Below are 14,028 nucleotides of genomic sequence, written 5' to 3' on the forward strand. Positions count from 1 at the left end.
CAGAAAACGGTAAAAAGAGATTGCGACAAAAACGTGGCAAAAACCTATAAAACTCCTGCAAATGGCCTAATTCGCGCCCTGTTTGGTTAAAATTAGGGTCGTCCACTCACCAATCTCGGCCCTATAGGTCTGATCGAACCCGTTTTGTGAATAAACGGAAACCAAGTCATCGGCCTGTTCGTTAAGGATTCCCGACAGGATCGCATGCCCACCTGGGCGGAGATTCGCTGCCATTTCGGGTGACAAGGCCACCAGAGGCCCTTTGAGGATATTGGCAAAGATCAGATCGTATGGCGCGTGCGCCTTGAGGTCGGGATGATCGAAACCTGCGGCTTCAACACACCGAACCGCGCCGGACATACCGTTTGCCTTCAGGTTGGCTTCGGCCACTTCAACGGCCACTTCGTCGATATCGCTGGCAATGAAATCACCATCCCATACCCGGGCTGCCGCCATGGCCAGTACGGCCGTGCCGCAACCGATATCCGCTACTTTCGAGGCACTGAATCCTTCATCCAACAACCGGTCCAGAGCTTTCAGACATCCCAGCGTGGTACCGTGATGCCCGGTGCCAAAGGCCATTGCCGCCTCGATCAGCAGTGGAATGCGACCGTCGGGCAGATTGTCGGCATCGTGGCTGCCATAGACAAAAAAGCGGCCCGCCTCAACCGGGGCAAGCTCGCGCCGCACATGGGCCACCCAATCGGTTTCAGGCAATTCCGACACAACAAAAGGTTTGGCTTCAAAGGCAACTGCCAGAACGGCCAGCGCGGCCTCGTCAGGGGCTTCTGTGAAATACCCACCCACTTCCCACAGGCCCGAGCCATCTTCGACCTCGAACACACCGACGCCGGTTGGTTCGGGCTCCAGCCGCTCCATCGCTTCGCCCAGACCTTCGGCGGCTTTCTTACCTGTCAGCGTGGTCAGCGCAGTGAATGTGGGCATGGGGAACTCCTGTTTCAGTTGGCACTGCGCGTAGGACGGTGCGCCGCCAACGTCAAGCTTGCGACCTATTCCGCCGGAGCTGGCGCGTATTTGCTCAGGACGGTCTCATTGCCCGGTTCCGGGTGGCGTGGAACCAGCAGGGACAGCAGCAGAGAAACGACCGCCATCGCCGCCGCTAGGCCAAATACGGCGCCTGGCGACATGACCCAGAGCAAACCCAGCAACGCGGGCAAGAAAACCGCGGCGATATGGTTGATCGTGAACGCGACTGCGGCAGTTGGCGCAATATCCGCCGGATCGGCGATTTTCTGGAAATAGGTTTTCAGCGCCAGCGCCAGCGCAAACAGAACATGGTCTATGACATAGAGCGTCGCCGCCAACAGCACGCCCCAGCCAAACCAGTAGATGCCACCATAGGCTGCGAACACGATCGCCAGACCGGTGTATTCAAAGATCAACGTGCGCCGTTCGCCAAACTTGGCCACCGCTTTACCCAGCAACGGGGCAACCATCATGTTGATCATCAGGTTGATCAGATACAGGCTGGTCAGCTCATGCACTTCAAAGCCGAACTTCTCGACCATCATGAACCCGGCAAAGACGACAAAGATCTGTCGCCGCGCACCGGCCATGAATTGCAGCGCGTAATACAGCCAGTACCGGCGGCGTAGGATCAGTTTCTTGGTTTGCGGTGTAGGGGCATCGAATTGCGGGAAGGCAAACAGGCAAAACAGGGCTAGCAAAGCTGTTGCACCGCCAGCAGCCATGAAGACAAAGTTATAGGACAGATCGAACCGCTCCCAGGTCAGAACGATCAGCCCGTAAACCACCATCGTTGCAGCCGAGCCCATTGCGACCAGCCATCCCAATATCTGCGGCGCGCGATCCTTGGGAAGCCATTGCAACTGAAGCGACTGGTTTACAGTCTCATAGTAATGAAACCCGATTGAACTGAACAAGGTCACGAACAGCAATCCGCCGAGGCTTGGGAACCAGGCCGTAAAAGCCGTTGCGACCCCAAGCATCATCAGCGAGATCATGGCCAGCACCTGCTCGCGAATGAAAATGATGACGGCAATCACGCCGACCGCCAGAAAGCCCGGAATCTCGCGCACCGTGTGCAGCAGGCCGATATCGGCCCCGTCGAAATTCGCTGCCTCAATGACGAAGTTGTTCAACAGCGCGCTCCACGCATTGAACGCGATGGGCATGGTCAAGGCCATCACGAACAGAAGCGTGACAGGACGACGCCAGAACGGAAGGCTCTGCGCCTCGGCAAGGGGCATAGGTTTCAGCATGAGAATCCTCTACGCCCATTTCCCAACTTTGGCGAGGGGGAAGCGACCGGCGCACAATGGCCCTGCGTTAATGCAGACGTCACCGTCAGTAAAAGCTTTGTGGATCGATATCGACGGTCAGACGGATATCGCCTTTCAGGCGTAACGGGGCAATCCAACGGGCGATAGCATCCTGGATTGGTGCGCCCTTGGGTGCCTTGACCAACAGGCGGACACGGTGACGTCCGCGAATACGGGCAATCGGCGCCGGGGCGGGGCCAAACACCTGTGCACCGATCTGGCGCAATGGACCGTCGTTGCGCGCCATGGCATTGCCGATGTCAAAGACCGGGCCGACCTCTGGCCCTGACAGAACAATCCCTGCCATACGTCCATAGGGTGGCACACCGGCCGCTTGCCGACCGGCGGCCTCGGCCTTCCAAAAGCCCTCTTCGTCACCCGACAGAATCGCCCGGATCACCGGATGTTCCGGCTGAAAAGTCTGTAACAGCGCCTGCCCCGGTTTTTCAGCCCGACCGGCACGCCCCGCAACCTGCCGCATCAACTGAAATGTTCGCTCGGCAGCCCTCAGGTCTGCGCCATGCAGACTTAGATCCGCGTCGATCACCCCCACCAATGTCAGCTTGGGAAAGTTGTGCCCCTTGGCCACCAGCTGCGTTCCGACAACGATATCGGCATCCCCGGCCGCAATCTCTTCGATCTTGGCCTTTAGTGCGCGGGCTGAGCCGAACAGATCAGAACTTAGCATGGCAATTTTGGCCTCGGGGAAAGTCACCTCGGCCTCTTCGGCCAAACGCTCAATCCCCGGCCCCACCGGGGCCAGCTTGCCCTTGACCCCGCAGGAAGGGCATATCTCGGGCATCGGCTTGGTCTCACCGCATTGGTGGCACATCAAACGCTTCAGGAACCTGTGTTCCACCATGCGCGCGTCGCAATGGTCGCAGGCGATCTGTTCTCCGCACGCACGGCACAGGGTAACCGGTGCATAGCCACGGCGGTTGATGAACAGCAGCGACTGTTCGCCTTTTTCGATCCGCTGCTGCACCGCTTGCCGCAAAGTCGGAGATATCCACGTTCCGGCCTGCATCTGTTCGGCCCGCATGTCGATGGGCTTCATCTCGGGCAACACTGCCGCCCCGAAACGCGAAGTCAGGTCGACCCGATCATATTTACCTGCCTCAGCATTCGCCCAGCTTTCCAGCGATGGGGTTGCGCTGGCCAGAATCACCCGCGCACCGCAGATGGCAGACCGCAGGACCGCCATGTCACGCGCGCTGTAATGAACCCCGTCTTCTTGTTTGTACGACGTGTCGTGTTCCTCATCCACCACGACCAGCCCCAGATTGCGAAATGGCAGAAACAGGGCTGACCGCGCGCCAACAACCAGTTGAGCTTCCCCCTGCCCGACCATCCGCCAGACCCGCCTGCGTTCAGTCATGGTCGCGCCCGAATGCCACTCGGCAGGGCGCGCGCCAAACCGCGCTTCAACCCGTGTCAGGAATTCTGCGGTCAGCGCAATTTCAGGCAAAAGGACAAGCGCCTGCCGCCCCATGCGCAGCGCTTCGGCCACGGCCTCCAGATAGACTTCGGTCTTGCCGGAACCCGTCACGCCTTTCAGCAGCGTCGTGCCGTAATTCCCCGTCCGTTGCCCGGCGCGAAGCTGCGCAACCGCACTTGCCTGATCCTCGGTCAGCTCTTTTCCCGGCAAATCGGGATCAAGATGCGGATACGGCAGGTCGCGCGGGCTGTCTTCTTCACGAACCGCGCCTTGCTTGACTAAGCCTTTGACAACGGACGAAGTTACCCCTGCCTGTTCCGCCAGTTCCTTTAACGTGAATGCCAACCCGCCATAGTCGCGCAACACGTCAAGTACACGGGTTCTGGCGTCGGTCATCCGGTCTGGCAGGGTGGCTCCCAAACGATAGATCTTGCGCATGGACGGCGGGTCACCCAGCCCCGGCGCGCGGGTCGCCAGCCGCAGCATCGCGGGCATCGGTGTCAGGGTATAGTCGGCAACCTTGCCGAGGAATGCCCGCATTTCCTCGCGCATCGGTGCAACTTCCAGCACACGGATCACCGATCGCGCCTTGTTCAGATCGAAACCGCCCTGCCCCGGCCCCCAGACCACGCCCAACACCTTGCGCGGACCAAGTGGCACCTCGACAAACGCACCCAGAAAGCACCCTCCTTCGGGCGCTTTGTAATCCAACGTCCGGTCAAGCGGTTGCGTTGTCAGCACCGCAATCAGCTCTCCCTCGTCGAAAAATCCGTTAGCGCTCACAGCATATCCTTTGCAGGGGGTTCCAGCATGGCTCTCTTTGAGGTAAAGCCATCCGCGACCAAGGCCAACCCATCAAAGGACTGCCCTCATGAAATTCTTCGTAGACACTGCAGAGATTGACGCCATCGCTGAACTGAACGATCTGGGCATGGTGGACGGCGTGACCACCAACCCCTCGCTGATCCTGAAATCGGGCCGCGACATTTTGGAAGTAACCAAAGAGATCTGCGATCTGGTCGACGGTCCCGTTTCCGCCGAGGTTGTCGCGACCGAAGCTGACGACATGATCGCCGAAGGCCGCAAGCTGGCCAAGATTGCCCCGAATATCGCAGTGAAGGTTCCGCTGACATGGGCCGGTCTGAAAACCTGCAAGACGCTCAGCGATGAAGGACAGATGGTCAACGTCACCCTGTGCTTTTCGACCAATCAGGCGATTCTGGCTGCAAAAGCGGGTGCGACCTTCATCTCGCCCTTCATCGGTCGTCTGGACGATATCAACCTGGATGGCATGGATCTGATCGCCGACATCCGTCAGGTCTATGACAATTACGGATTCGAAACCGAAATTCTGGCCGCTTCAATCCGCACCGTGAACCACGTTACTGAAAGTGCCCGCATTGGTGCCGACGTCATCACCGCGCCGCCAGCCGTGATCAAGAAACTGGCCGATCACCCGCTGACTGACAAAGGTCTGGAAACATTTCTGGCAGACTGGGCCAAAACCGGTCAGAAAATCCTCTGATCTGGTGTGCAACCGCGCGGCGCTATCAGGCGCCGTGCCCGGCCCAACGGCCCAAAGCCTGATCTGCGATCAGGCGTGGCAGGCGGGAGCCTATCCGCCACAGCATCCGGGGAAATCCACTCTTGCGTGCATTTTTCCCAAGGCAAATCCGGTTCAGCATGCTATAAGCCGCCCAACAAAAAAAGACCGGACAGGACATGAGCAGCAATCCCAAACTCGAGGATAATCTCCGCGCGGCAATTCTGGCCGAGCCCGACGTCGTTCTGGACGACAAGGACCTGATGCAAGCCCTTGTGGCCGCGAACGAACGCGCCCGGGGTGATAATGTGATCGACCTGCGCGGCATTGCCATGCAGCGGCTCGAGGCGCGGCTGGACCGGTTGGAAGATACCCACCGCTCGGTCATCGCTGCGGCCTATGAAAACCTTGCAGGCACCAATCAGGTACACCGCGCGATTTTGCGCTTGCTGGAACCCGTCGAATTCGAGGATTTCCTGCGTGCCCTTGGCGCCGATGTCGCAAATATCCTGCGGGTTGACCATATCACGCTGGTTCTGGAAACCACCGTGGTTCAGAACGATCCTGCCGTCGACAGGCTTGGAGGCGTTCTGACGATCGCAGAGCCCGGCTTCATCAACCAATACCTGACCAATGGTCGCGGCGGCCCTGTCCGCGACGTGACCTTGCGCGAAACTCATCAGCCGAACCGACGTGTTTTCGGCGCACTGGCGGATCAGTTGCGCTCGGAAGCCTGCCTGAAGCTGGACCTCGGTCCGGGTCGCCTGCCGGGCATGATCGTCATGGGGGCCCGTGATCCGCGGCATTTCACACCGCAACTCGGCACCGATCTTCTCACCTTCTTTTCCGGCGTATTCGAACGCTCGATGCGCCACTGGCTGTCGTGAACCTTATCTCACCTGCTTGCCGCGACGCGCTCCAGCACTGGCTGGACACTCTGGGCGCGCTGGCGGGGCGGTCCCAGAACACCCAGACCGCCTATCGCGGCGATGTCACCGAGTTTTTGTCTTTCATGACCCTTCATCACGGGGAACGACAAGGGTTGAAGGCGCTGGAACGGATCACCGTCTCGGACATGCGCGCCTGGATGGCAGATCAGCGCAGCGGGGATATCGGCGCGCGATCCCTTGCGCGCAAACTGTCCGCCGTCAAAAGCTTCTATCGTTGGCTGGCCGAGCGAGAGGGATTTGAACCCACCGCCGTTCTGTCGACCCGCGCGCCCAAATTCACCAAGAAACTGCCCCGCCCTCTGGCCGAAGACGCCGCGCGCGCCATGATTGACACGGTCGAGCTGCAATCTGTGTCCGACTGGGTCGCGGCCCGTGATGTTGCGGTTGTCACGCTTCTCTATGGATGCGGCCTGCGGATATCCGAGGCCTTGTCTCTGACCGGTGCAGACGCGCCCTTGCCCGAGACATTGCGCATTGTCGGGAAGGGCGACAAGGAACGGATCGTTCCGGTTCTTCCAGCCGCCCGAGATGCGGTTGACCGGTATCTTCAGCTTTGTCCCCACCCGCAAGCGAAGGACGCAGCCCTGTTCCGGGGCGTCCGTGGCGGCCCTCTGAACCCGCGCGCAATTCAGGGCGTCATGGCTAAGGCACGGATGCAACTGGGGCTGCCATCAACCGCCACACCTCATGCCATGCGGCACAGCTTTGCAACCCATCTGCTGTCCGCCGGAGGAGATCTGCGGGCCATACAGGAACTGTTGGGGCACGCCTCATTGTCAACCACACAGACCTATACCGCAGTGGATACCGCGCGGCTGATGGAGGTCTACAACCGTGCGCACCCCAAGGCGTGACCGATACATCGAACAGAAACCTCGGGCTTTTGGTTTGCATCTCTGGCGTGCATCGGTCATGACCCTAACATGACACTCAGATTCAAAGCTCTTGCCGTTCATCTCTTCACTGCCACAGGTGCTGTTTTCGCAATGCTGGCCATGCTGGCCGCCGTGGAAGAGAAATGGAGCCTAATGTACCTTTGGCTGGTTGTATCTTTCGTTGTTGATGGCATCGACGGTCCGCTGGCGCGGCACTATCACGTCAAAAAGAACGCGCCCGAGTTTGACGGTGTCTTGCTGGATCTGATTATCGATTATCTGACCTATGTGTTCATTCCAGCCTTTGCGCTGTTCAAATCCGGATTGATGGATGGGTGGACCGGCTGGTTCGCAATCATCGTCATCACCTTCGCCAGCGCGATGTATTTCGCGGACACCCGCATGAAAACCAAGGACAATTCCTTTTCCGGCTTTCCCGGATGCTGGAACATGTTCGTTGTCGTGATCTTCGCGCTTGAACCCAATTTCTGGATCATCCTGCTGCTGGTCACACTGCTGTCGCTTGCGATGTTTCTACCTTTGAAGTTCGTTCACCCTGTGCGCACCGAACGCTGGCGCAGTGTGACCTTGCCGGTCGCCCTTGCATGGACGTTCTTTGCGGGCTGGGCCGCGTGGGTCGATTTTCATCCCGAAAGCTGGGCACACTGGGGTCTGGTCATCGCCAGCCTGTACCTGACATTTGCGGGTATCGCACAACAGGTCATTCCGCAGCGCCGTACCTGACACGAGCGCTGCCGGACCCGGTTCAAAGAACGTCCTGAACCTCAAATTCAGTACCGTTATGGGTAAAGACGTCACCCGCGCGCAGACCGGCCATGGCCAGATAGATCGGGCTTTGCGTCGAAATCCCCATATATGTATCTCCACCCACCTCAAACCGGGTCGTCGAAACGCAGACGACAAAGCTGCGGTTGTTGAACCTGATCACCGATCCCGGCTTGACTGTATCTGTCAGCCCAAAATCGGTATTCTCGATCACATCGATCTTGGCATGATGCGCATGGACAGGCGCGTCAAACGCAGCCGCCAGATCGGCATTTTCGCGCGATGCGGCTATGTCATCCTTGTCGTGGCCTTCCCGGTCGTCCAGTTGGGCATCCTTCAGAAACGCATCGTAATGGGCCTGCGCCGTTGCAAGCTCCTCCGCCTCAAGCGACATCAACCGGTCGATAATGGCCTTCTTCTGGGCTGCGCGATCATTTTCAGTGCTCATTCAATGCGATCCTTCAAATTCAGCAACTGACATAAGTTGTGCTTCCTCGGACCGGATTGCAACCGAATTTCGAGGCTCAGATCAAAAGACCCGCCGCCCGTTCATGCCGCAGCAGTGCAACCTTTGTCTCGATCCCGCCGCACCCGGAAAACCCGCCCAGCCCATTGGCGGCCAGCACTCGGTGGCAGGGAATAATAACGGGGATCGGGTTTGCCCCGCAGGCCTGACCGACCGGTTGCGCCGGTTGCCCCAACGCCTTGGCGATATCCCCGTAGGTGCGCGTTTCCCCAAGGGGAATGGCATACATGAGATCACAGACCTGCCTTTGAAACTGCGATCCATGAATGCGGTAGGGCAGATCGAAGCGGTCAAGCCGACCAGCGTCATAGGCCATCAACTGCGCCGCCGCCTCGCGCAGCAGAGCGGTCGGCTCGCCCTCGTCCTCGCCGTCCCAGACCAGCCGCGTGAGGGCACCATCGGTTTCCTCGATCCCGAGTCTTCCGAACTGAGTTTCAACTGCAATCATCGCCATGGGATGACGGTTTCAGATCAATCCTCCAAGTTCAAGTGGGGAAGCCATGGGGGCTGCGCGACGCGCGGATTTTGTGAATTTCGGCAATCATGTTAGCCTACTTGCATTGTCAAAAAGAGTTTTGGAGCATGAGATGGGTCGTCATTTGATCCTGACGGTTCATGGAATTGGCGAACAAATACCCGGTGAGACCGTCGATCAGGTTGTCGGGGCCGCGACAACCTGGCTGGATGGCAATCCCGAACCGCCGATTGAGGTTCAGCGCGGGATGATCGAGCTGGCCGAGACAACCTTCGACGGCACCCCCCGAAGCGCGACATTGTTCCCGGTCAACCTGCGCAAGGTGACAAAACCGTCTGCTCCGCAGGATGCGGCTATGTTTGCCGAGGTTTTCTGGGCAGATCGCTCACCCGCCCCGAAAGGTGTCATTAAGACAGCGTTGGACCTGATCTGGGTTGTTCTCGCACTGGGTTATCTGGCGATGGACAATGCCGAACAAACGCATAGCCGCGCGGATGTGGCCTCGGACCAAGCCAACGGCAGGAACACTTTGGCCGCGCGGCTGGTTCACCTTTTTACCTGGGTTTTCTTCGGTGCAGTCGCGACCCTGAATGCCTATCTTCTGATCGGAGCGCTCGCCGTGATGGTCGATCGCGTTCCCGGGATCTTCTTTCAAAGCACGATCCTGCTGTTCTGGCTCTTGTTCACGCTTTACGCCGGAGGGGCCGCATACGGACTAAGGCGCAGCTTTAAAGCCCCGACTTATCTAAGACGCGTATTCTGGCGCGGCATTTTCGGGATGGGGTTCTTGCTGCTGATCTGCCTGATCATAGGTCCGCTTGGTCTGGAAATCCGGGCCTGCACACCCTTGCCGGGCAGCCCAGCCTGCCCTTCGGCGCTGGAGCAGTTTGTGGCTTTTCAGGTCTACCTTCTGGCGTTTTTCTGGGCTTCACTGATCTTCATGACAATCATTTTGTACGTGCTTTCTGCGACCAGGCTTGATGAAAAGGTTCAGGCAGACAATCTGAAAGAACACAGACGGCTGTATCCCAGCATATGTGCCGGGATGTTGGTGTTCTGGATGTTCTTTATATCCGGGTTGTGGCTTATGCTGCGGGAAATGCTCAACACGATTCCGGGGCTTTCGGATGGAAAACTGACCGGTCTGTTTGACAATTTTCTCAGCGATTCCATCGAAACGCTCAGCGTTGCCTTTGCGGCAATTGTGCTTCTTGTGTTTGTCGGCGTTGGCCTGTTTGCCGGTCGCAGAAGGTTGAAAGCAAACCTGCATATCCGTGACGGGCTGATCAGCCGCGCCATCCTCAATCGTTTTGCACAATGGGTCTTTTTGTTCGGTGCAATCACGCTGGCCCTTGTCGCAATCCGAGAGATCGCGATGAGCCAGCACGTCGATCCCCTGTGCCAGATCGGAACGGACAATTGCAACGTGATTGGCCGGGTTTTGAACAAGCTGGCAAGCAAACAGGGCGAGATTGGCCTGATCGTCCTGGGTGCAACAGCATTGATGTACCGCTTTTCCGATTTTGTCGCGGCAGGGCTGGGCGTGGCAAGAGACATCGTCACCTATGCCATTCGCGACAAGTGCTTTCTGAAAGCGGACCTTAAAACCAGGTTGCGCAATTATCCGGATCGCAAGGCGATTGATGAACGGTTTTACCGTGCGCTGCATTACGTGGTGGATATCTTTGCCGCGGACCACATCACGGTGATCTCACATTCACAAGGCACCGTGATTGCCACACAAATGCTGGCTGATCCACGCGTGCAAAAGCTGATTGACGGGCGCACCCTGACGCTGATCACGATGGGCTGTCCTGTGACCCATATTTATCAGCGCTATTTTCCGGAAATGTTCACGGTCGTTCCCAGAAACCTGAACGCCGCATGGTTCAACATCTTCCGGCAGGATGACTTTGTAGGGACCGAGATTGAAGGCGGGCTGATATCCGTAAATCGCAACATCCCGGTCGATCCTGGTGGGCACACTGGATATTTCACGGATTATCAGGTCTGGAAGGCCCTGAAGGAACCAGCCATTGGCTTTGACCTGTTTAATCCGACACCGCAGTCCGCGCAGACGTGAAACGAAAAACGCCCCCTCGGAAGATCGAGAGGGCGGTTTCCATCAGCTTAGCGCTTCATCGCAGCGTCGGCAAACTCCGGCGTGGGCGTGGCGGCCCACGTCAGGAAGGATTTTCCAACAGCGCTGACACTTCTCGCCTTCGGCCTTCTCGAACACGACGGCAACGCCTTCGATTTCGGGTACGCGGAACGCTTCGGCCGGGGCCGGGTCGCCGGTCACAGTCAGGCCTGACGTGATGCACAGATCGTCCACGTCAAAGGTCACCAGCAGATCAAGGGTTTCACTGTCCTCAACATGCACAATCGGAGCTGCTTCGAGGCTGGAGCCGATCACCTTGTCCTGACGCTGGATCTCAAGCGCGGCCGTCACTGCACGGCGTACACGGCGCACTTTGGCAACAGCCTCTTCCAGTTCGGCAAAACGCCAATCCGCAGGCGTTTCCGGGAAGTCGACCAAATGGACCGAACTATCTTCGCCCGGAAAGCGCTCCAACCAGACCTCTTCCATGGTGAAAACCAGAACCGGTGCAAGCCACGTGGTCAGGCGATGGAACAGGATATCCAAGACCGTCCGCGCGGCACGACGGCGCGGCGTGTCGCCGTCACAATAAAGTGCATCCTTGCGAACGTCGAAGTAGAAGGACGACAGATCAACCGTGGCAAAGGTAAAGACCGCGCTGAATACGCCCTGGAAATCGAAAGACGCATAGCCCTTGCGAACCTGCTCATCCAGATCGGCCAGCCGGCTGAGCACCCAGCGTTCCAGACGCGGCATGTCTTCGGGCGCAACGCGGTCGGCCTCGGTGAAATCCGCCAGCGAGCCCAGCATAAACCGCATAGTGTTGCGCAAACGGCGATAGCTGTCGGCGGTGCCTTTCAGGATCTCCGGCCCGATCCGCTGGTCGGCCGTGTAGTCGGTCTGTGCCACCCAAAGGCGCAGGATATCGGCGCCGTACTGCTTGACGACCTCTTCCGGTACGATGGTGTTTCCCAGCGACTTGGACATCTTGTTGCCCTTGGCATCCAGCGTGAAACCATGGGTCACGACGTTGCGATAAGGCGCGCGGCCTTTGGTGCCGCAGGCCTGCAACATGGATGAATGGAACCAACCACGGTGCTGGTCGGTGCCTTCCATGTAGACGTCGGCGATACCGTCCTCGGTCCCATCTTCGCGGTCGCGCAGAACAAAGGCGTGGGTCGAGCCCGAGTCGAACCACACATCCAGCACGTCAAACACCTGATCGTAGTCATCGGGGTTGGCGATGCCGTCAAGGATTTTCTCCTTGAACCCGTGGGTGTACCAGATATCCGCGCCGTCTTTCTCGAACGCCGCCTTGATACGCGCGTTGAGGTCTGCGTTGCGCAGCAGGTAATCCGCATCGGTGGGCAAGGCACCTTTCTTGGTGAAACAGGTCAGCGGCACGCCCCAGGCACGCTGGCGGGACAGAACCCAGTCCGGGCGCGCTTCGATCATCGAATAGAGGCGGTTACGGCCGGTCTGCGGCGTCCACTTGACCAGTTCGTCGATCGAGCGAAGCGCACGTTCGCGGATGGTGTCCCCCATCTCACCCATGCCGTCATCCAGCTTGCGGTCAACGGATGCAAACCACTGCGGCGTGTTGCGATAGATGATCGGCGCTTTCGAGCGCCACGAATGCGGATAGCTGTGCTTGATCTTGCCACGCGCCAGCAACCCGCCGACCTCGGCCAGCTTGTCGATGACGGCTTTGTTCGCGTCACCCTCACCGCCCTTGCGCGACAGGATGAACTTGCCACCAAAGTACGGCAGATCGGCACGGAACGAACCATCATCCATCACATTGTAGGTGATGACCTGCTCCAACATGCCCAGATCGCGATAGAGTTCGAATTCCTCCATCCCGTGCGAGGGCGCGCAGTGAACGAAGCCTGTTCCTTCGGTGTCGGTTACAAAGTCGGCAGCGCGGAAGTCGCGGATATCGTCCCATTCGCCATTGCCACCTTCGGCACCGGCCAGCGGGTGGGTCAGTTGCAGACCTTCAAGCTCGTCAGTGGCGACATCACGTACGCGGGTCCACTGATCGTCGTTCAAACGGGCACGACCCAACACATCTGCGGCCAGATTGTCAGCCAGCAGGAACCTGTCACCCACATTAGCCCAGCATTCCTCAGGCGCGCCGGTGACTTCGTACAGACCGTAAGAGATGTCTTTGCCATACACGACTGCCTTGTTCGACGGCATGGTCCAAGGTGTCGTCGTCCAGATCACGACGAATGCATCATCCAGATTACCCGCGTTCACGACCTTGAACTTCACCCAGATGGTAAAGCTTTCCTTGTCATGATACTCGACCTCGGCTTCGGCCAGCGCTGTCTTCTCGATGGGCGACCACATCACGGGTTTCGAGCCCTGATACAGCGTGCCGTTCATCAGGAATTTCATGAATTCGTCAGCAATCACGGCCTCGGCATGGAAGTCCATGGTGATGTAGGGATCAGGCCAGTTGCCGGTGACGCCCAGACGTTTGAACTCTTCCCGCTGGATGTCGATCCAGCCTTCGGCGAAGTTGCGGCATTCCTGACGGAAGTCGATGATGTTCACCTCGTCCTTGTTCTTGCCCTTCTTGCGGTACTGTTCTTCGATCTTCCATTCGATCGGCAGGCCGTGGCAGTCCCAACCGGGCACGTAACGCGCGTCGAAGCCCATCATCTGATGGGAGCGCACGATCATGTCCTTGATCGTCTTGTTCAGTGCGTGGCCGATATGCAGGTGGCCGTTCGCATAGGGGGGGCCGTCGTGCAGAGTAAAGGGTTTGCGGCCCGTTTTCTCGCGCAAGCGGTCATAGACACCGATGGTCTCCCACCGCTCCAACCATGCGGGTTCGCGTGCGGGCAGGCCCGCACGCATGGGAAAATCGGTTTTTGGCAGGTTCAGCGTGTCTTTATAGTCAGGCGTTTGAATCGTGTCGGCGCACATTTTGAGCGTCCTTTGGATGATCTGGTCGTACTTGGATCGAAGCGGTCGGTGCGAGTTCTCAAACACCTTTGCCCGGCGTCTCAGAGGGTCAGAG

General features: G+C 58.4%; 11 protein-coding genes. 5 read left to right on the forward strand and 6 right to left on the reverse strand.

All coding sequences use genetic code 11. The annotated features are described in order from the left end of the window. Positions 1-66: 66 nt before the first annotated feature. From ACR0ID_RS09425 to ACR0ID_RS09435, 3 genes are all read right to left on the reverse strand, one after another. On the reverse strand, positions 67-945 hold the full coding sequence (locus tag ACR0ID_RS09425) for a 50S ribosomal protein L11 methyltransferase (RefSeq protein ID WP_480605018.1): 879 nt from the start codon (positions 943-945) through the stop codon (positions 67-69). Positions 946-1,010: 65 nt separating this feature from the next. Continuing rightward, complete coding sequence (locus tag ACR0ID_RS09430; RefSeq protein WP_480473741.1) at positions 1,011-2,243, reverse strand: MFS transporter; 1,233 nt, start codon at positions 2,241-2,243, stop codon at positions 1,011-1,013. A gap of 85 nt (positions 2,244-2,328) precedes the next feature. Then, the gene (locus ACR0ID_RS09435; RefSeq protein ID WP_480605020.1) at positions 2,329-4,524 is read right to left on the reverse strand and encodes a primosomal protein N'; all 2,196 of its coding nucleotides are present in this window, start codon (positions 4,522-4,524) and stop codon (positions 2,329-2,331) included. Between the two features lie 88 nt (positions 4,525-4,612). On the opposite strand from ACR0ID_RS09435, the gene fsa reads away from it, so the two are divergent. The 4 genes from fsa (at position 4,613) to ACR0ID_RS09455 (ending at position 7,853) form a co-directional block, all read left to right on the forward strand. Next, positions 4,613-5,266, forward strand: a complete 654-nt coding sequence (gene fsa, locus ACR0ID_RS09440; RefSeq protein ID WP_209505487.1) for a fructose-6-phosphate aldolase — start codon at positions 4,613-4,615, stop codon at positions 5,264-5,266. 197 nt (positions 5,267-5,463) lie between these two features. Then, positions 5,464-6,171 (forward strand): DUF484 family protein, encoded by a 708-nt coding sequence (locus ACR0ID_RS09445; protein WP_480605022.1) that lies wholly within the window; start codon positions 5,464-5,466, stop codon positions 6,169-6,171. Continuing rightward, positions 6,168-7,088, forward strand: coding sequence for a tyrosine recombinase XerC (locus ACR0ID_RS09450; RefSeq protein ID WP_480494800.1), 921 nt, complete (start codon positions 6,168-6,170; stop codon positions 7,086-7,088). The genes ACR0ID_RS09445 and ACR0ID_RS09450 overlap by 4 nt, the downstream gene beginning before the upstream one ends. A 69-nt stretch (positions 7,089-7,157) precedes the next feature. Beyond that, positions 7,158-7,853 (forward strand): CDP-alcohol phosphatidyltransferase family protein, encoded by a 696-nt coding sequence (locus ACR0ID_RS09455; RefSeq protein WP_480518798.1) that lies wholly within the window; start codon positions 7,158-7,160, stop codon positions 7,851-7,853. A 22-nt stretch (positions 7,854-7,875) separates the two neighbouring features. Here ACR0ID_RS09455 and ACR0ID_RS09460 read toward each other — a convergent pair whose 3' ends face one another. Both ACR0ID_RS09460 and ACR0ID_RS09465 read right to left on the reverse strand, forming a co-directional pair. After that, positions 7,876-8,343 carry a hypothetical protein gene (locus ACR0ID_RS09460; RefSeq protein WP_480473746.1) on the reverse strand — a complete coding sequence of 156 codons (468 nt, stop codon included), beginning with the start codon at positions 8,341-8,343 and terminating at the stop codon, positions 7,876-7,878. A 76-nt stretch (positions 8,344-8,419) separates the two neighbouring features. Next, entirely contained in the window at positions 8,420-8,875 is a 456-nt protein-coding gene (locus tag ACR0ID_RS09465; RefSeq protein WP_480473747.1) for a methylated-DNA--[protein]-cysteine S-methyltransferase, read from the reverse strand. Between the two features lie 133 nt (positions 8,876-9,008). Between ACR0ID_RS09465 and ACR0ID_RS09470 the strand changes: the two genes are divergently transcribed. Then, on the forward strand, positions 9,009-10,979 hold the full coding sequence (locus ACR0ID_RS09470) for a hypothetical protein (RefSeq protein ID WP_480605025.1): 1,971 nt from the start codon (positions 9,009-9,011) through the stop codon (positions 10,977-10,979). A 42-nt stretch (positions 10,980-11,021) separates the two neighbouring features. On the opposite strand, the gene ileS is transcribed toward ACR0ID_RS09470, so the two are convergent. Beyond that, positions 11,022-13,934, reverse strand: coding sequence for an isoleucine--tRNA ligase (ileS, locus tag ACR0ID_RS09475; RefSeq protein WP_480605027.1), 2,913 nt, complete (start codon positions 13,932-13,934; stop codon positions 11,022-11,024). Positions 13,935-14,028: the final 94 nt, after the last annotated feature.

It is taken from the genome of Ruegeria sp. AL2, from assembly GCF_056540845.1.

Coding starts and splice junctions, on each gene's coding strand:
- ileS (WP_480605027.1), bottom strand. CDS start 13,934: ATGTGCGCCGACACGATTCAAACGCCTGACTATAAAGACACGCTGAAC.
- ACR0ID_RS09425 (WP_480605018.1), bottom strand. CDS start 945: ATGCCCACATTCACTGCGCTGACCACGCTGACAGGTAAGAAAGCCGCC.
- ACR0ID_RS09445 (WP_480605022.1), top strand. CDS start 5,464: ATGAGCAGCAATCCCAAACTCGAGGATAATCTCCGCGCGGCAATTCTG.
- ACR0ID_RS09465 (WP_480473747.1), bottom strand. CDS start 8,875: ATGGCGATGATTGCAGTTGAAACTCAGTTCGGAAGACTCGGGATCGAG.
- ACR0ID_RS09455 (WP_480518798.1), top strand. CDS start 7,158: ATGACACTCAGATTCAAAGCTCTTGCCGTTCATCTCTTCACTGCCACA.
- ACR0ID_RS09460 (WP_480473746.1), bottom strand. CDS start 8,343: ATGAGCACTGAAAATGATCGCGCAGCCCAGAAGAAGGCCATTATCGAC.
- ACR0ID_RS09470 (WP_480605025.1), top strand. CDS start 9,009: ATGGGTCGTCATTTGATCCTGACGGTTCATGGAATTGGCGAACAAATA.
- ACR0ID_RS09430 (WP_480473741.1), bottom strand. CDS start 2,243: ATGCTGAAACCTATGCCCCTTGCCGAGGCGCAGAGCCTTCCGTTCTGG.
- fsa (WP_209505487.1), top strand. CDS start 4,613: ATGAAATTCTTCGTAGACACTGCAGAGATTGACGCCATCGCTGAACTG.